Consider the following 18271-nt stretch of genomic DNA (forward strand, 5'->3'; position numbering starts at 1 on the left):
CCGCGGACAGGCGGTTTCCCGATCCCGGCGCTGCGGTGGATCCTAGTGGATACGGCCGGAAGTGATCACGCCTCAGCTTTCTTGCGCCTCAGCTCCTGGGGATCTGCGAGCGCCGTGCCAGCAGCACGATCACCACCACCGACGTCGCCGCCAGCAGCAGGGTCCCGAGGACATCGACCATCCCGGCGACGGGGGTGAACCAGTCGCCGCCGGCCGCGGCCCCGCTCAGCATCTGGAATACGAAGGCGCGTATCAGCACGACGGTGAGCAGCTGCGTGACCCAGTAGGCGATGAACCCTGCCCAGAGGACCTTGCGCGTCCGTCCGGCGGTGAGCGCGAGCAGCAGACCCATCGTGAGGACGAGCAGCGCGGCCAGCAGCCCCTTCGCGACGGTGAGCAGCGAGTGGAGAGCCTGCAGGACCTCCCAGTCGAGGGCTGCCCACTGGGGGCCCAGGTTCTGCAGAGGCACGATCCCCGCGAGGAGCAGCGCCGTGATCAGCAGCACCACGGCGACCGGCACAGGGCCCACTGGGATTCGGTGGGTCTGTTCCGCCCGGTGCGGGCGCCTCAACAGCAACAGCGCGAGCATGCCGATGATGGCGGTGAGCAGCATCGTGCCGCCGCTGGTGAACAGGTTGCCGATCGCAGTGCGCAGGCCGTATCCGACGGCGGTGTCATCGCCCACCCCGAGCATCCGCAGGAACAGGGCCAGCAGCTGACCCGCCGGAAACACCAGCGCCGAGAGCACCAGCAGACCCAGCATGAGCAGTGGCTGACGCGAGAGGCGCCTTTCGTCAACGCGGGCGTTGCCGGAGGCGGCGAGGAGCCACAGCACCGAGGCGCTGAAAGCCAGGCTGACCGGGACCATGACCAGGTAGAAGCCCTGGACCACGTACTGCATGGCCTCGAACGGGCCCTGCAGAGGCAGGAGCAGCAGCTCGATCACACCGGTGAGGATCACTGCCCCGGCCAGCACTGTGACAGCGAGGGCGGGTTGGCGCAGCGGCGCCTCGGCACGCCCGCCAGTGCGGACCCCGACGGGCGGGGCACCTGGGGTGGGAGTGGACGGCACGGAAGCGGGCTGGGTCATCACAGATGTCCTGGAGTGAGAAGGCCTGGAGTGAGAAGGCGGGGTGCGGTCGATCCTAGAGCGATGGTGGCGCGGGGGCGGCCGATCGGGGACGCGGAGTCGGGAGCCGGGAGCTGTAAAGGGTCGTGGGATCATGGAGCGGTGACCTCTCCCAGTGCCGATCCGACTGCCGCGCCCATCCCTGCCGCGCTGAATCCGACCGCGTCGACCCCCGCCGCGTCGATATCCGCAGCGTCGATCCCCGCAGCGCCATTTCCCGCTGACAGCGGATTCGAGATCATCGCCCGCCACGGGGAGAAGGCGCGCGCCGGGGTGCTCACCACCCCGCACGGACAGATCCAGACCCCGGCCTTCATCCCGGTGGGCACCAAGGCCACGGTCAAAGCAGTGCTGCCGGAGTCGATGAGCGACCTGGGAGCGCAGGCACTGCTCGCGAACGCCTATCACCTCTACCTCCAGCCCGGCCACGACCTGGTCGACGAGGCCGGCGGCCTGGGCGCCTTCATGAACTGGCCCGGCCCCACCTACACCGACTCCGGCGGCTTCCAGGTGATGAGCCTCGGGGCCGGCTTCAAGAAGGTCCTCTCGAGCGAGTTCTCCGGCGGCGAGAAGGCCCGGACCTCCTCAGGGGAGGACGACGCGGTCGCCGAGGGCAAGGAGCGGCTCGCCCACGTCGACGACGACGGGGTCACCTTCCGCTCCTTCATCAATGGCGATGAGCATCGCTTCACCCCCGAGATCTCGATGCAGATCCAGCACGGGCTGGGGGCCGACATCATGTTCGCCTTCGATGAGCTGACAACGCTGATGAACTCCCGCGGCTACCAGGAGCAGGCGCTCGAGCGCACCCGGCTGTGGGCGATCCGCTGCCTCGCCGAGCACGCCCGCCTCACCGCGGAGCGCACCCACCGCCCCTACCAGCAGCTGTGGGGCGTGATCCAGGGCGCCCAGTACGAGGATCTGCGCCGCCAGGCCTCCCGCGATCTGGGAGCGATGGACGTGGAGGGTTGGTCCTTCGACGGCTTCGGCATCGGCGGGGCGCTCGAGAAGGAGAACCTGGGCACGATCGTGGGATGGGTGACCGATGAGCTTCCCGAGGCGAAGCCGCGCCACCTGCTGGGCATCAGCGAGGTCGATGACCTCTTCGTCGCGATCGCCGCGGGGGCCGACACCTTCGACTGCGTCTCCCCGTCCCGGGTGGCTCGCAACAGCGCCGTCTACACGCGCACCGGTCGGGTGAACCTCACCGGTGCGAAGTATCGCCGCCAGTTCGCCCCGATCGACGAGGGCTGCGACTGCTACACCTGCACCCACTACACCGCCGCCTACGTCCATCACCTGTTCCGGGCCAAGGAGATGCTCTCCTCGACCCTGTGCACGATCCACAACGAACGCTTCGTGGTGCGCCTGGTGGACCGGATCCGCGACTCCCTGCGCACCGGTGACTTCGACGCCCTGCGGGAGGAGACCACCGGCGCCTACTACGGCTCACCCCGGTGAGCGGCCGATGAGCGAGCAGTCGCCCTGGGCGCCGCAGCCTGACCCCGAAGTACCCGACCCCGAAGAGCCCGGCGCGCTGGCGGCCGGTGCCACGGCCACAGACGGCGCAGCGACAGACGAGGACCCGGGGGCAGACGGCGCCACCGGGACAGCTGACGCGGCGCCAGGCGAGCGCCCGGGCGCAGACGACGCCACGGGGACAGCTGGCGCGGCGCCAGGCGAGCGCCCGGAGATCGACACAGCGACAGCCCTCGGGGCTGCAGTGTTGCTGCTCGCCGTCGCGGGGATCTGTGCACTGCTCGGGGAGCACTTCCTGCTGGGCGTGCTGCGCCTGGCGGCGGGCGTCCTCGCCGGGCTGGGGGTCGGCGCGGCGCTGCTCGCCCTGGTCGGGAACCGCCTCCGACGCCGCTCGCGGGTCCTGCTCGCCGGTGGCGTGGCAGCGGCCCTGATGCTCGCCCTGACCGTCCCGGCCGTGCTTGCCACCCGGCTGGATCCGCTCTCGGAACAGGCCCTGGTCACCGCCGAGGCCGTCGCTGACGGCGACACCGTGCATTCCCTGCCGGAGCCCGGCACACCCGTGCTGGTGCGCCGAGCGGACGGTGGTGCCCAACTGCTGGACGGGACCGGATCTCGCAGCCTTGAGGCGCTCCCCGAGGACGTGCTCGCCCTCTCCGCCGACGGCACCCGACTGGTCCGCGCCACCGGGACCGGCACCGAGGTGATCCTGCTGGACCCCACGGCCTCCGCTCCGGACGGAGGCTTCCCCGCACAGACCTTCGAGGGCACCCCGCTCGCTCTGGCCGGCGACCTGCTCGTGCTGCGCCACTGCACGGAGGGCACTTGCCGGCTCAGCGGCTATGACCTCACCGACCCCGCGGCTCCGCTGTGGACCCTCCTGGACGCCGAACAGACCCGCGGTGTCGATCCGCTCGGTGTGGAGGTGGCCGCCCGGCCCGACGCACAGCCTGGTCTGCTGGACGCTGCACGCGCCACGGGAGTGCTCCCGGCGGTGCCGCTGCGCTTCGATCCCGCCCAGGGCTGGGTCCAGCTCGACCCCGCCACGGGGTTCCCCGTCGGCCGCATCCTGGTGGCTCCCGAGGAGGACTGCCGCATCTCCGCGACCGGGCCGTCGCCGCATCCGCAGGACCCGCTGCGCGAGGTGCCGCTGGTGCTCGCCGTCTGCTCCGGAGAGGACGGTGCGCTGACCGCAACCGCCCACCAGGACGGCACGGTGCTGTGGGAGTCGGCGCCGTCCCCGGCTGGTGACTGGTCGGTGCGGATCGACCAGGGGAGGGTGCTGGCCACCGGCACCGAGGCGGGCACCGAGACCGCCGGAGAGATCGTCGCCTCCGAGCAGCGAGCGGAGTGGACCGCTCCCGGGGCCGAGGGTGTGGCCCAGGCAGAGGCGTTCACCTCCCGGATCGGCATCGATGGGCGAGCGATGGTCGTCGCCAACGCGAGCGGGCAGCTGGTCGCCTATGAGACCGCCACCGGGGCGAACATCTGGACCCTGCCGCTCAGCTCCCCGGACGCGACGGTGAGCGGACGTCTCTCGGCGGGCACCGCGGTGGTGCTGGACCCGGTGGCGCGCACGTCACCGCTGGACCCGCGCGGAGCGCAGCGGCTGCGAGTGATCGACACGGAGACCGGCGAGGTCACCGCCGAGGCGATCATCGACGGGGACGTCGGCCCCGTGCGCCCCGTCGGCGGCGGCAGAGCGCTGGTCACCGTGGACGGGGAGAGCCTGCGGTTCGGGTCCTGAACCCGGACCCGGACTGTGAACCCGGACCGTTGACCCGGTCCGTGGACACGGTTCGTGAACCCGAGCCCGGGCCCTGAACCCGAGCCCAGTCCGGAGCCCGCCCGCCGCAGCGACGTGACCGCCGCCGAGCTATCGACCCTCAGGCGGAGAGCTTCTTCGCCGCGGTGCTGTGGACGAAGAAGGAACCGAGCCCGATGATCGCGATGATGAGGAGGTTGCGCAGCACATCGACCGCCGCCGCGATGCGGTAGCCGTTGCCCGTGAGCTCGCCGGTATCAGCGTCGGCCATGCCGGACGCGAGGAGGACCACTGCCACGATCACGGTGACGATCCAGTAGAGGACGACGGACGCCGGGACCGCGACGGCAACCATGATCCCGCCGGTCCGGGCCTTGCCGCGACCCATCACCGCAGCGATGATCGCCAGGACGAACAGGATGAGGCCCACGGCGTGACTGGCAATGGTCAGCACGAGGGAGGTGAGCCCCGCACCGATTCCGAGCGCGCCCATCTCGCCACCGGCATCGGTGGCGGCGACCTCATCCGCTCCGATGAAGGAGGCCAGGTTGATGCCGAGGCGGATCAGCAGCAGCAGGGCCGTCCCGATCAGCAGGATCAGGCCGAGCAGCTTCACCCGGCGCCAGTTGACCCCGTCACCGGGCCCGAACTGCGGACCGGTGCCCATGCCGCCCTGGCCTGCGCTGCCCGGGTAGCCACCCGGCACCGGGGCGGGTGAGGCCTGACCCCACTGCGGCTGCTGCTCCCACTGCGGCTGCTGTCCTTGCTGCCCCCACTGGCCCTGCTGGCCCTGCTGGCCCTGCTGGCCGAACTCCGGTCCGTATCCCTGAGTCATGCGTCTCTCCCTGCGCTGCGCCGGAGCATCGCCAGCCGGCGACCTCTCGTGGTGCGCACCAGCGTATCGGCAGGTGCGACGGCCAGAGCACCGCGGAGTGGCCGCACGTGAGACGCCCCGGACCTCTCAGAGATCCGGGGCGTCTGCCATGCGTGGAGCTGGAGCGGTCAGGCGTTCTGCTTCGCCCAGCGACGAGACATCAGGGCGCCGACGATCAGGACGGCGAAGACGATCAGCACTCGGATGATCTCGGCGACCAGATACACGAGGGACATCAGGCCCACTGTGGAGATGTCGGTCGACGTGGCGAGGACCGCGATGAGGATCACTCTGAGGATCCAGTACGCGATCACGGAGAGGATCACGGTGGCGATGATGATGATCGCGCCCGTCCGGCCACGGCCGGAGGCCTTGACGATCACCATCACGGCGAGGACCAGCAGAGCCAGTGTGACCAGGCCGTTCACCAGCAGGAGCAGGAGGCCCAGGAGGCCACCGGCACCTTCGAGGCCAGCCGAGCCCGAGGCGCCGCCGGCGAACTGGACGGCGAAGACGATCACGTTGCCGATCAGGCGCACCGCGATCACCGCGAGAGTCGCGTAGAACATCCACTGGATCAGCTTGGCGACCGTCGACGCCGGACCTGCCGAACCTGCCGGACCTGCGGCACCCGGCGCTCCTGCTGCGCCGGGATAGCCCGCACCCGGGTAGGCGCCCGGCGCACCGGTGGGCGCTCCGGTGGGCGAGGCCTGTCCCCACTGCGGCGGCGCGGGCGGGGCCTGCTCGGAAGCCCCCCACTGCGGCTGCTGCTGAGGCTGCGGTGCGGGCGGCGGATTCTGCCCGGCCTGCCCCCACTGCCCCTGCTGTCCGTGGCCCGGTCCATACCCCTGAGTCATGCGTCTCCCTCGATGCTGCATCGTCGCGACGTCACGGCGACGCCCCTCCCAGGCTATCGCCCGCCCCCGTGGGGAGGCGGTGGCCAGGTGACAGCGGGGTTGCGGAGTGGTGGCGATCTCAGGCAGGCACAGGGGCCAGGCGGAACCGGAAGCTCTCCTCTCGGGCGGAGAGCACGTACTGCGGCAGCGGCTCCGGACCGCAGGCCGCCGATCCCACGCCATGCAGCGACGCGGAGAGCGTCACCCAGGTGCGGCCGTCGGGACGCAGCGCCCCGTCGTGCGCCCGAGCATCGAGCTCGGCACTGGACCAGGGACGCACCGCCAGCCCGAGGCCGTCCGGGGCGTGCAGCTCGAGCCCCTGCGGGCCCCCGCTCAGCGTTGCGCGGACCACCCCGGCCCGGTTCCCGTTCTCCTGCGGGAACACGTACGGCACCTGCAGATCCTCGACCGAGGAGGCCCAGCGGCCGAAGGTGGTGCCGCCGCCGGTATCCGGATAGGACTCCTGCGGGCCGTAGCCCTCGTATTCCACCTGGTCGGGGGCCGAGGGCAGGGCGAAGGTCCAGCCGATGCGCGGCAGCGGCAGATCGCCCGGCCAGAACGACGAGGGCGAGACCGTCACGTCCACGTCGAGGCCGTCCGCATCGCCGCGCCAGCGCTCGGTGACGTCGGCCCCGAGCGCCGAGCCGTCCAGCCCGATCCGGCTGCGCACCCGCAGCGTCTCGCCGTCGTCCGGGTCCGCGGAGATGTCGACCAGGCGGCGCCGTGCGACATCGAGGCCGATCCGCTTCCAGCGGGCCTCGAGCGGGGCGCGGGTGCGGGCACGCTCGTTGTCCACCGGCGCGCGGTACAGATCCACCCCCGCGTGCTCGATCTCCAGCGCGCCGAGCGCCACCAGCCGCCCCAGATCATCGAAGCGGGCCGGCCCGAGAGACCAGGAGCCGTCCGCATGCCGCTGCGGGGAGACACTCGCGGCGGCCGACGGGCTGGTCGCAGTGCGCAGGCGCTCGACGTCCCCGCGCAGCCGTTCGGTGTCGACGTGATCCGCGGAGACGATCAGGTGCCCGGCCGGGACCGGACCCTGCGCCTCGCGCGTGCTGAGCCGCACCGTGGTGCTCGCCCCGTCGTGCTCCGGAAGCGGCACCTCGGTGCTCTCACCGGGCGCGATCTGCGGCAGCTCGAGCTCCTGCCAGCTCGCCTGGGCATCCAGCGACACCTCGGCGCGCAGGGGGGAGAGATCCGAGAAGGCATACCGGTTGGTGATCCGCACGTTCCCGGGGGAGACCTCGAGGCCGACGGGGGAGTAGTGGTGCTTGGCATCGAGCAGGGCCGGGGAGGGAGTGCGATCAGGCAGCACCAGCCCGTCGGCCACGAAGTTCGAATCGTGCAGGCGCTCGCCGAAGTCGCCGCCGTAGCCGTAGATCTCATTGCCTTCGGCGTCGGTGGTCGTCAGGCCGTGATCGATCCACTCCCAGATGAAGCCGCCATGCAGCGCCGGGTAGCGCTCGGTGAGCTCCATGTACTCCTTGAGCGAGCCCGCGCCGTTGCCCATCGCGTGGGCGTACTCGATCCACAGGAAGGGCTTCGTGAGTGCTGGCGGATTCGCGAAATAGCCGTCCGGGACGTCCAGTGCGAAGCTCCGCAGCATCGAGGTGAGCTTGTCCTGGTACTTGCTGGACAGCTCCCGCTGCCCGATCTGCTCGGACTCCTCGATGGAGGAATACATCAGCGAGAACACGTCCACGTACTCCGCGGCATAGTCCTGCTCGTAGATCACCGGACGGGTCGCGTCGGTCTCCCGCACCGCCGCGACCATCGCCTCGGTGACCGGGCCGCTGGCCGCTTCATTGCCGATCGACCACATGATGATCGAGGCGTGATTGCGGTCGCGGCGCACGAACCGCTCCGAGCGCTCCACGAGGGACTCCTCGAACAGCGGGTTCTGGGCCGGGCCCTCGGCTGCGCCGGTGCCGTCCTCGCCCCAGGTGGAATCGGCGTGGAAGCCGTGGGTCTCGAAGTCGCCCTCGCAGATCACGTACAGCCCCGCCTCGTCGCACACCTCGAGGAATCGCTGGTGGGGCGGGTAGTGGGAGGTGCGGACGGCGTTGAGGTTGTGCTGCTTCATGAGCGCCACGTCGAGATCCTGGTTCTCCAGCTGCTGGGCGCGGCCGACGAGCGGATCCGCCTCGTGACGGTTCACGCCGCGGAAGACGATCCGCTCACCGTTGACGCGGAAGATCTCCCCGTCCACCTCGACCCGGCGGAAGCCGACGCGCAGGGAGATGGTCTCCGTGTCGGTGCGCACGGTGGCGTCGTAGAGGTGAGGATCCTCGGCAGACCAGGGCCGCACCTTCCCGAGGCTGAGGGGATCCACGCCGGTGGAGGCGGAGTGCTTGAGTGCGGGGACCTCGATCCTCGCCACGACCTCCTGGCCGTCCGCGTCGTAGGCGGTCGCGCTCAGGGTGCCCCGGCCGGTCTCCGGATCGAAGTCCGCGACCGTGACCAGGTCATGGATCCCGCCGACGGGGCGGAGCAGCAGGTCCACGCTGCGGAAGATGCCGGAGGCCCACCACATGTCCTGGTCCTCGACGTAGGTGTTCACCGACCACTGCACCACGCGGACCTCCAGGCGATGCTCGCGGTGATCGCCCTGCTCAGCGGGGGAGGAGAGGGCGTCGGTGACATCGAACTCCTGGGTGAGGCGGGATCCGGCGGTCACGCCGATCTCCGTGCCGTCGATCCAGACCTTCGCCGCGGAGTCCACGCCCTGGAAGCGCAGCAGGATCCGCGCGCCGGCGGCCAGCTGCTCGGCCCAGTCCGCCGGGACGGAGAGGGTGCGGGAGTAGTGACCCGTGGGGTTCTCGTCCGGCACATGCGGGATCTCCCGCGGGATCGGGTAGATGACGTTGGTGTACTGCGGGGCGCCGTGGCCCTGCAGCTGCCACAGGCCCGGCACCTCGATCTCGGTGGGCTCACCGAGATCCGAGCCGTCCGCGCGGGTGCCGTAGCGGAAATCCCAGGTCCCATCGAGGTTCAGCGCCGGAGCGTCGGAGTGCAGATGGGCGCGGCCGCGCAGCCGATTCCGGCCGGCCGGCAGCTCCTCCCACCAGATGTCAGTGCAGGCGGAGTTGTCGGCGCGGACGGGGCTGGCGGAGCGGACGGCGCTGTCGGGGCTGGTGGGACCGGCTGCGGAAGGCTGCGGGGTGCTCATCGGTGAGGCGTCTCCTGGTCTCGAGGCCGGCCAGAGGGGTGGCGGACCGGGTTCGTGAACGTTCACGAGGCAGTGTATCCGGATCCTCCCGCCCCCGGGGAGCCCCGCCCCAGGTCTCACCGCCCCCGGGGGGCTCCGCACCGGATCTCACCGCCCCCGGGGAGCTCCGCACCGGATCTCCCCGCTCCCGGAGGACGCCCCCACCAGAACTCTGTCTCCTGCGAGCTTTGAACGGCCTATGGCCGTTCAAACCTCACCACAGACAAGGTTCTGGTGGGCTGAGTGGGCTGAACGGGACGGGTGGGCTGAACGGGACGGGCGGGCTGAACGGGACGGGTGGGCTGAACGGGACGGGCGGGCTGAACGGGACAGATGAGTCGGTGCGCGTCGAGTACCCAGGCAGGACGTCACCGCAGAGGGACCGCAGTGGAGCGATGCACCTTCAGCTCGGTGGACAGTCGTACTCGGCGTCTCGGTCCGGTGTGGCCGTCGATCCGCTCCAGCAGCATCCGCGCGCCGCGCTCACCCATGTCCTGCGGGGAGTTCGAGACGACGCTGACTCCGAGGGCGTCGGCGAACTCCAGATCGTCGAAGGTGAGCAGGGAGAAAGTCGCCGCCACGTCCGCACTGGCACGGAGCGCGCCGACGGCCATCCGGTTGTTCGTGGTGAACACCGCAGTGGGAGGGGAGGGCAGGGCGAGCAGCGTGCGCAGGGCCGCCTCCGCCCCGTCGGCATCCGTGGCATCGGTGATGAACAGGTCCTCATCGATGGCCACATCGGCTTCGGAGAAGGCGCGACGCACCCCGGAGATCCGCTCTCGGTGCGTGGGCAGCGCCCCCGAATCGCCGATCACTCCGATGCGACGGTGCCCCTGGGCGAGGAGGTGATCGATCCCGGCACGCGCTCCGCCGATGTTGTCGAAGAGCACCTCGTCGACCTCGAGATCCCGGGCAGGGCGGTCGAGGAAGACCATCGGGAGCTCCTGCGATGACACGCCGGACAGCTGGGGGTGAGAGCGGCGGGAGGAGATGACGAGCAGCCCGGCGACGCGCCGCTCGAGGAAGCCGTCGATGATGCGGGACTCCATCTCGGCGTCCTCGTCGCTGAAGCCCAGGAACAGCAGCAGTCCCCGTTCGGAGAGGAGCTTGGCGGCGGCCAGGGCGATCCCTGAGTAGAACGGGTTGGCGGCATCGGCGATCACCATGCCCACCACGTTCGAGGAGCTGCGGGAGCGCAGATCCCGCGCCAGCAGATTCCGGCGATAGCCCAGTGCGGCGGCGGCATCCTTCACCCGCTGCGAGGTGCGCGGGGCGACGTGGATCTCGTCGTTCAGCGCTCGCGAGGCGGTCTTGATGCTCACTCCGGCAGCCTCGGCCACCTGGCGCAGAGTGGGGAGGTCCCGGCTCGGCTGTGCGTGCGGCATGCTGCCTCTTTGTCCTGCGGTATCGGCTGGCAGGCAGGTGCCAGTCCGACATCGTTGTCAATATGTTAGCCATGCGCTCCGGATCCGCTGGCTGACTGGAGTACTGTCCGATGCAGCGACGCTCGCTCCGGAGGCTGAAACTCCTGCTCAGAGCGCGCAGTCAGGGAATGTTCAAAGGAGAACCCATGCGACGCAGAAACTTCCTCTACCTCACGGGCGGCACGCTCGCCGCCGTCGGCCTCGCCGCCTGCGGTGGATCCGACGGATCCGACAGTTCGGGCGGCGGTGACGGCGACGGAAAGTCCGTCGAGGTGTTCACCTGGTGGGCGGCCGGCTCGGAGAAGGCCGGACTCGACGCCCTCGTGGAGGTGTTCGCCGAGCAGTATCCCGACATCGAGTTCATCAACGGTGCGGTCGCCGGCGGCGCGGGCTCCGCGGCCAAGGACATGCTGCAGTCCCGCCTGCAGGCCGGCGATCCGCCGGACACCTTCCAGGCCCATGCCGGCGCCGAGCTCAACGACTACATCGACGCCGGCCAGATCGTCGACATCTCTGATGTCTACGACGAGCTGGGACTGCGCGAAGCCTTCCCGGAATCCCTCCTCGAACGCCTCACCGCCGATGGTGCGATCTACTCGGTGCCCTCGAACATCCACCGCTCGAACGTGGTGTGGGGATCCACCGCCGCGCTCACCGAGGCCGGGATCGATCCCGCCACGCCGCCGGCCTCGATGGACGAGTTCCTCGCGCAGCTGGACACCCTCGCCGCCGCTGGCGTGACCCCGCTGTCTGTCGGCGCGGCCTGGACCCAGGTGAACCTGCTCGAAGCGATCCTCATGGCCGATCTGGGTGCCGCCGCCTACAACGGCCTGTTCGACGGCTCCACCGGCTGGGACTCCGCAGAGGTCACCACCGCGCTCGAGCACTTCGAGACGATGATGAGCCACACCAACACCGACCGTGATGGTCTGGACTGGCCCGACGCCACCCAGCAGCTGATCGACGGAACCGCCGCCTACAACGTGATGGGTGACTGGGCGGTCGCCGCCTTCGACGAGGCAGGCCTCGCCCCGCAGGACGGCTATGTCTACTTCGAGCTGCCGGGAGCCGACAAGGTCTTCGGCTTCCTCGCCGACTCGTTCACGCTTCCCGAGGGCGCACCGAACCCGGAGGGCACCCGGGCCTGGCTGGACACCATCTCCTCGCCCGACGGGCAGCTGGCCTTCAACCTCGCCAAGGGCTCGATCCCGGCCCGCACCGACGTGGACACCGCCGAGTTCCCGGAGTACCAGCAGACTGCTCTGACCTCCTTCGCGGAGGACGAGATCTGCTCGTCCATCGCCCACGGCGCGGCCACCTCCGTCGGCTGGCTGAACGCCATCTCGGATGCGACCAGCCAGTTCACGGCCGGCGCCACGGATCTGGCTGCCTACCAGCAGGCCCTGGCGGATATCGCCACCGAGAACCAGGCCTGATCTCTCCCCGCACCGCCGGTCCCGCGCTCACCCGCGGTCCCGGCGGTGCTCCCCGTCTCTTCCTCTGCAGAGGTCTTCGTGTCTGGAAAGCTGCGCCGATTCGGCCCGCCCCTCCTTCTCATCTCCCCGTCGCTGCTCCTCATCGGCGTGTTCATCTACGGCCTGATGGGCCAGAACCTGTGGATGTCCATGACGGACAACCACTCCGCCGCACAGGCCAACGGCCGCAAGCCGATCAGCTTCGTGGGCCTGGAGAACTACATCGAGCTGTTCGCCACCGAGGCGTTCCGCCACTCCATGGCGAACCTGCTGCTGTTCACCGCCGCCTTCCTGATCGGCGCGATGGTGATGGGCTTCCTCTGGGCCTGGCTGCTGGAGCGACCGCTGCCCGGCGGACGCTTCTTCCAGACCGTCTACCTCTTCCCGATGGCGATCTCCTTCGTCGCCTCGGGTGTGGTGTGGCGCTGGCTGCTGAACTCGAACCAGGGGGACAAAGCCTCCGGCCTGAACCGTCTCTTCCAGATGGTGGGCCTGGACTTTCTGCAGAACCCCTGGTGGAACAACATCACCTTCGGCATCCTCGCGATCGCCCTGCCGGCCATCTGGCAGCTCTCCGGGTATGTGATGGCGCTGTTCCTGGCGGGCTTCCGCGGCGTCCCCGATGAGCTCCGGGAAGCCGCGCGGATGGACGGGGCGACCGAGCTGCAGATGTACCGGCTCGTGATCTTCCCGCAGCTGACCCCGGTCGTGATGAGCGCCCTGGTGATCATCGCGCACATGTCCCTGAAGTCCTTCGACCTGATCATGTCCATCTCCAAGCCGGCGAACTACCAGACCAAGGTGCCGGCCGTGGACATGTTCCTGTTCAAGTCCAGCTACGACTACGCCAACTCCGCCGCTGTGGGAACGATCCTGCTCGCGGTGGTGGCCGTGCTGATCGTGCCCTACCTGATCAACCAGTACCGGGAGTCCCGTCGATGACCGCCGCCGCGCACCTCTCCACCCCCTCCGGTGCTCCCGGGCCCGGTGCGACGACTGACGCCACCCCCACCGCGGGGGGACGCCGTCGGCGTCAGAAGTACACCCTCGCCCGCACCCTGCGCTATCTGCTGCTGCTGATCGGGCTCCTGTTCGTGATGATCCCGGTGTACGTCCTGTTCATCACCAGCTTCAAGGGCGTGGGCGATGCGACCCCGTCCCGCGCTTGGCTGCTGCCCGCCGGCTGGACCCTGGACAACTGGAAAGCGGCCTGGGACCAGCTCGCCCCGGCGATCGGGCGGTCGGTGGCGATGGTGGTCCCCTCCACGATCATCTCCGCGGTCCTGGGCTGCCTGAACGGCTTCGTGCTCTCCCGCTGGCGGTTCCCCGGGGCGGACATCGTCTTCACCCTGATCCTGTTCGGCATGTTCCTGCCCTACCAGGCGGTGATGATCCCGCTGCTCGAGCTGATGCTCGCCGTGCAGGTCCCCAACGGGATCCCCTCGCTGATCGTGCTCCACGTGGTGTTCGGCATCCCCATCTGCACCCTGATCTTCCGCAACTACTTCGAGACCGTGCCCGAGGAGCTCATGGAGGCCTCGCGGGTCGACGGCGCCGGCATGCTGCGCACCTTCTGGTCCGTGGCGCTGCCGATCGCCGTGCCCGGCTTCGCCGTGGTGCTGATCTGGCAGTTCACCAACGCTTGGAACGACTTCCTGTTCGCGGTCTTCTTCTCGAGCGCGGCCAACGGTCCGGTCACCCTCGCGCTGAACAACCTCGCCAACGGGGCGCTGCTGACCAACTACGGCGTCTCGATGGCCGGCGCGCTGCTGGCCTCCCTGCCCACCCTGCTGGTCTACATCCTGCTGTCGCGCTACTTCCTCGCCGGGCTGATGTCCGGCTCCGTGAAGGGCTGAGCCGCCCTCATGCGGCGAGGCCCTCAGGACGCGACTGCTGGCGACGCTAGACTCTCCCCTCGTGACCACGACTGAGCCGAACCGGTGGACCGACCGCCACAGCGACGCCGTGTCCGCGCGCAAGGAAACGTACGAGCAGCTGCGCCGGGCCAGCACCTGGCGGCTGCTCGCCGCCACCAAGGCGCCTGCGGTCCTGGCGATCCTGCAGTCCACCTTTCCCTCCGGGGATCGTCGGCTCCCGCGCAGCGAGCTGATCGCCCGCGTCGGCGCTCATCTCTCGCTCCTCCACGATGAGCAGGAAGACGAGGGGCCGGAGGGGTCGGAGCTCGAGGACGTCGCAGGCGAGACCCGCGGCGGCCGCACCGCCGCGGAGTATGTGGACGGCTGGGTGCGCGAGGGATACCTGACCCGCCGTGATGATCCGCAGCGCACGGAGACCACCTTCGAGCCGTCTCCGGCGACGATCGACGCGATCCAGTTCATCGCCTCCCTCGAGGAGCACCGGCCCACCACCACCGAGTCCCGCCTGCAGCTCGTGGTCCAGCAGTTCGAGCGCCTCGCCCAGGAGACCGAGACCGACCGGGATGTGCGCCTGGCCGACCTCCAGCGCCGCCGGGAGCGGATCGAGGCAGAGATCAGAGACCTCGCCGAGGGCGAGCTGATGCTGCCCAGCCCCGAGGTCTCGGGCGACCGCCTGCGGGACATCCTGCAGATCGCCGCGGAGCTCTCCGGTGACTTCCTCCAGTACCGGGAAGATCTGCGAGCCGTCGATCTGCGGCTGCGCGAGCAGATCCTCTCTCCGGAAGGCTCGCGCGGCGAGATCCTCGAGCAGCTGCTGGCCGGTGACGACCTGCTCGGTCAGTCCTCGGTGGGCCGCACCTTCACCGCCTTCTTCCGGATGCTCAACGACCCGGTCCAGACCCGCACCGCGCAGGATCTGGTGGACCGGCTGCTCGAGCGCGACTTCGCCCGCTCGCTGGGACGCGACGAGCGCGAGAAGCTCGCCAACGTGTTCAGCGACCTCTACGACCCCGCGCAGGAGGTGCTGGACGTCAAGACGGAGCTGTACCGCTCCCTCGCCCGCTTCGTGCGCTCCCAGGACTTCCGCCAGCACCGGGTGATGCTCGAGGCGCTCCAGGAGGCGCAGGGCATTGCGCTCGCGCAGAAGGACCAGGTCCCCACCCGCACTCCGTTCCCGCTCGAGCTGGACCTCTCGCGGGTGCTGATGAACTCGGTGTCCCAGCATCGCCTCAAGGACCCCACCGACCCCGGCGCCCCCGCAGAGGCCGAGGTGCACGACGCCACCTCGCTCAGCGTCGAGGTGCTCGCGGACCTGGTGCGCACCAACGACATCGACATCGTGGGCCTCACCGGCGACATCAACGAGGTGCGCGGCCTCTCCGGCCAGGCGTCGATCGGCGACATCCTGCGCGCGAAGCCCGCCGATCAGGGACTCGCCAGCGTGATCGGGCTGATGTTCCTGGCCACCCAGCATGCCCAGGAGCGGGAGGGCTCCACCGAGGTCGTCAACTGGCGGGAGCTCGATGGGAACGACTACGCCGCGAAGGTGCCGGCGTTCTACTTCCTGGGCGACGTCCCGGTGGAGTGACCCGGGAGCGCTTCCCAAGGAGTCTCCCTCCGCTAGCCCATCCCCTCTGAGCTGTCGCTGCGCGGAGGTCGTGGCGACAGCTCAGAGGGGATGGGCCCCTCGAGTCGGCCTCCACGCCGCGCGGGAGGCTGCGAGGAGCGGTGATCACGCCTCGTCGAGCTCCGCGAGGAGGGCGCGGGACCGCTCCCGCAGCTCCTCCAGGTCTGCGCCGAAATCCGCCATCCGGCAGCCGCGACCGTGCGGCGCCACCGCGATGCCCTCGGCCTCCCAATGGGGGAGGGCCCGAGCCAGCAGAGGATGGTCGCCGGAGGCGCTGGTCACCCGCCACCAGGGCACGCCAGAGCCCCAGGTGCGCATGATGCGACCCACCAGGCGGGGGCCGACGCCGACGATCGCGCCTACCTCGCCGTAGGCCGCGACCTGCCCGGAAGGGATCGACTCGACCACGCGCAGCACCCGCTCGACGGTGATGTCGTCCATGCGGGAACGCGCGCGCGGGGGTCCGGTGGGCATGGATGTCAGTCTGGCACGGCCCTCACGACCGACGGCGGCCCGGGACCTCGAGAAGAGGTTCCGGGCCGCCGTCGGTGGGTTGAGGCTGCGCGAGGGCAGGCTCAGTGCTCGCGGTGCTCAGCCGCGGTGCGTGCCGTCCTCCGCAGAGCCATTCTCCGCAGAGCGACCGTCGGCAGGGCCATCCCGCAGCGGGCGGTCGAGCGGATCGCCGTACTCCGGCGCCCTCGGTGGCAGCTCCCCGTTATGCTCCTCCAGCCGCTGCTGCTGCTGGAAGAACGGATCCTGCTCATCCCCGTGCTCGGGCTGGGCCGCACTGTGGTCCGACCGGCCAGCGGTGTCCTGCGGCATCGACCCGTCCTGCACGCGCGAGTCCCGTCCGGCCAGGTGATCCTGGCGGACGTCCTGCTGAGCGCCCAGCTGGTCATGCTGACCGAACTGCTGGTCATCCTGATGGCGCTGGCCGTGCTGACCGTGCTGATCGCGCTGGCCGTGCTGACCGTGCTGATCGCGCTGATCGTGCTGCCGGTCGTGCTGGCCGAACTGCTGATCGGCCGGCGGGGTCTGCTGTTCGCCGTACGTTCGCGAGTGCCCGAACTGCTGCTCCGCGGGCGGGGTCTGCTGCTCGTACGAGTGCTCGGCACCTGCGGAGTGCTCCTGGCGTCCCGTGCGGGACACGTCGGAGTGCTGCTCGAAACGGTCCTCGTTGACGGGGCGGCCGAAGCCTCCATCAGAACGCGGCTGGTCGTGGTCATGTTCTCCGGCCGCGCCAGCGCCCATGCCTGCGGCGGCTCCTGCGCCAGCACCTGCACCTGCTCCTGCACCAGCTCCTGCAGCGGGGCCGGCTCCAGCACCGGTGCTCGTATCGGACGAGGTCCGGGGATCGGTGCCTGCCCGGTTCCCATCCACCGCGTGAGTCTCAGGGGTCGATGCGGCGGCCGGAGTGCGGTCCGGTGCATCGCCGGTCAGCGGCTCCTCATGAGCCGGGCGCGCTGCGCGACGACCATGGTTCGCGCCGCGGGCGCCGGCGTCGTCAGTCGCAGTGCCGTCCTCGTGATCGGCGGCTCCCGCAATACCCGCGCCAGCCGCACCGGCGCCGACAGCACCAGCTCCGACGGCGCCCGCTGTTGCAGCACCGGAGCCATGGCGATCATCGCTATCACGGCGGTCGTGCGCTGCATGATCGGGATCTCGCGTCGTACGACCATGGTCCGCAGTCCGGTCCTCGCGGACACCCTCGCGCCCATGGTCGGGCTGTCCGTTCACGCTCTCACGGTGCGCATCGTGGTCACGGCCCGCGCCGTGCTCGCTGTGCTCGCGGTGTTCGCGATGCTCGTGGTGATCACGGCCGTCACGGCTGTCACGGCTGTCATGACCGTCATGACCGTCATGACCGTCATGCCGGTCATGGTCTTCGCGAACGTTGCGGCCGTCGTGATCGTCGCGATGCTCACGGTGAGCGTCGGTCGCCACGGCGGAGCCGTCACGGTCGCGCCGGGGGGCGTCGTCGGGGGTGTCGGGATCAAGGCGGTCAGCCTCGGCGAGGCGCTCCTGCACGGTGCTGCGCTCCTGATCGACCTCGGCGCGCTCTCGCTCCACTTCCGAACGGCGGCGTTCGGCTGCCAGCTGCTCCTGCTCGGCCTCCTTGGCCTTCCGCTCGGCCTCCAGCCGCGCGCGGTCAGCCTCGAGCTCGGTCTCGCGCACCTTCAGATCGCGCTCCTGGACCAGCTGCTCCTGCTTCGAGGCCTCGTCCCGCAGCTGCGCGGCACGCCGCCGGTCCTCCTCCTGCTGCTGCGCCTTGCGACGCTTCGAGGCCATCACTCCCACCGCGATCAGCACGATCACGAGGATGATCGCCAGCACGACGATCCCGATGATGACGGGCGTGGACAGTTCCATGGTCGGCTCCTTGCGGTCGACTCCTCCGCACGGATGCACGAAGGTCTTCCAGCGTGTAGGTCGATTGCACCAGATCTGAGCCCGCCATGGGGGCATTTCCCGCCGACTGTCATGACGGGCGGCGCGGAATCGACGAATCCCGCCCCGGTA

General features: G+C 70.0%; 13 protein-coding genes. 6 read left to right on the forward strand and 7 right to left on the reverse strand.

What is annotated here, in order from left to right; genetic code table 11:
* Positions 1–88: 88 nt before the first annotated feature.
* Positions 89–1090, reverse strand: a complete 1002-nt coding sequence (locus ACT3T9_RS02625) for a hypothetical protein (RefSeq protein ID WP_442331771.1) — start codon at positions 1088–1090, stop codon at positions 89–91.
* A 189-nt stretch (positions 1091–1279) separates the two neighbouring features.
* On the opposite strand from ACT3T9_RS02625, the gene tgt reads away from it, so the two are divergent.
* Positions 1280–2590, forward strand: a complete 1311-nt coding sequence (gene tgt, locus ACT3T9_RS02630) for a tRNA guanosine(34) transglycosylase Tgt (protein WP_442331786.1) — start codon at positions 1280–1282, stop codon at positions 2588–2590.
* Between the two features lie 7 nt (positions 2591–2597).
* The gene (locus tag ACT3T9_RS02635) at positions 2598–4352 is read left to right on the forward strand and encodes a PQQ-binding-like beta-propeller repeat protein (RefSeq protein WP_444599373.1); all 1755 of its coding nucleotides are present in this window, start codon (positions 2598–2600) and stop codon (positions 4350–4352) included.
* Between the two features lie 139 nt (positions 4353–4491).
* Here ACT3T9_RS02635 and ACT3T9_RS02640 read toward each other — a convergent pair whose 3' ends face one another.
* The 4 genes from ACT3T9_RS02640 to ACT3T9_RS02655 form a co-directional block, all read right to left on the reverse strand.
* Entirely contained in the window at positions 4492–5205 is a 714-nt protein-coding gene (locus ACT3T9_RS02640; protein WP_444605906.1) for a hypothetical protein, read from the reverse strand.
* Between the two features lie 167 nt (positions 5206–5372).
* Positions 5373–6101 (reverse strand): hypothetical protein, encoded by a 729-nt coding sequence (locus ACT3T9_RS02645; RefSeq protein WP_444605907.1) that lies wholly within the window; start codon positions 6099–6101, stop codon positions 5373–5375.
* Positions 6102–6219: 118 nt separating this feature from the next.
* Complete coding sequence (locus tag ACT3T9_RS02650; protein ID WP_444605908.1) at positions 6220–9309, reverse strand: glycoside hydrolase family 2 TIM barrel-domain containing protein; 3090 nt, start codon at positions 9307–9309, stop codon at positions 6220–6222.
* 407 nt (positions 9310–9716) lie between these two features.
* On the reverse strand, positions 9717–10733 hold the full coding sequence (locus ACT3T9_RS02655) for a LacI family DNA-binding transcriptional regulator (protein ID WP_444605909.1): 1017 nt from the start codon (positions 10731–10733) through the stop codon (positions 9717–9719).
* Positions 10734–10918: 185 nt separating this feature from the next.
* Here ACT3T9_RS02655 and ACT3T9_RS02660 point away from each other — a divergent pair, with 185 nt between their 5' ends.
* From ACT3T9_RS02660 to ACT3T9_RS02675, 4 genes are all read left to right on the forward strand, one after another.
* Positions 10919–12208, forward strand: coding sequence for an ABC transporter substrate-binding protein (locus tag ACT3T9_RS02660; protein WP_444605910.1), 1290 nt, complete (start codon positions 10919–10921; stop codon positions 12206–12208).
* A 78-nt stretch (positions 12209–12286) separates the two neighbouring features.
* Positions 12287–13189, forward strand: coding sequence for a carbohydrate ABC transporter permease (locus ACT3T9_RS02665; RefSeq protein WP_444605911.1), 903 nt, complete (start codon positions 12287–12289; stop codon positions 13187–13189).
* Positions 13186–14103: a carbohydrate ABC transporter permease gene (locus ACT3T9_RS02670; RefSeq protein ID WP_444605912.1), complete on the forward strand. Its 918-nt coding sequence runs from the start codon at positions 13186–13188 to the stop codon at positions 14101–14103. Before ACT3T9_RS02665 ends, ACT3T9_RS02670 begins: the two co-directional genes overlap by 4 nt.
* A 61-nt stretch (positions 14104–14164) precedes the next feature.
* Positions 14165–15712, forward strand: coding sequence for a DUF3375 domain-containing protein (locus ACT3T9_RS02675; protein WP_444605913.1), 1548 nt, complete (start codon positions 14165–14167; stop codon positions 15710–15712).
* A 144-nt stretch (positions 15713–15856) separates the two neighbouring features.
* Here the strand turns inward: ACT3T9_RS02675 and ACT3T9_RS02680 are convergent, their stop codons facing one another.
* Positions 15857–16225 carry an MGMT family protein gene (locus ACT3T9_RS02680; protein WP_441443670.1) on the reverse strand — a complete coding sequence of 123 codons (369 nt, stop codon included), beginning with the start codon at positions 16223–16225 and terminating at the stop codon, positions 15857–15859.
* 117 nt (positions 16226–16342) lie between these two features.
* The gene (locus ACT3T9_RS02685; protein ID WP_444605914.1) at positions 16343–18121 is read right to left on the reverse strand and encodes a hypothetical protein; all 1779 of its coding nucleotides are present in this window, start codon (positions 18119–18121) and stop codon (positions 16343–16345) included.
* Positions 18122–18271 lie beyond the last annotated feature (150 nt).

Origin of the sequence: Brachybacterium sp. AOP29-B2-41, assembly GCF_052378395.1 — a bacterium.
Lineage (GTDB): Bacteria > Actinomycetota > Actinomycetes > Actinomycetales > Dermabacteraceae > Brachybacterium.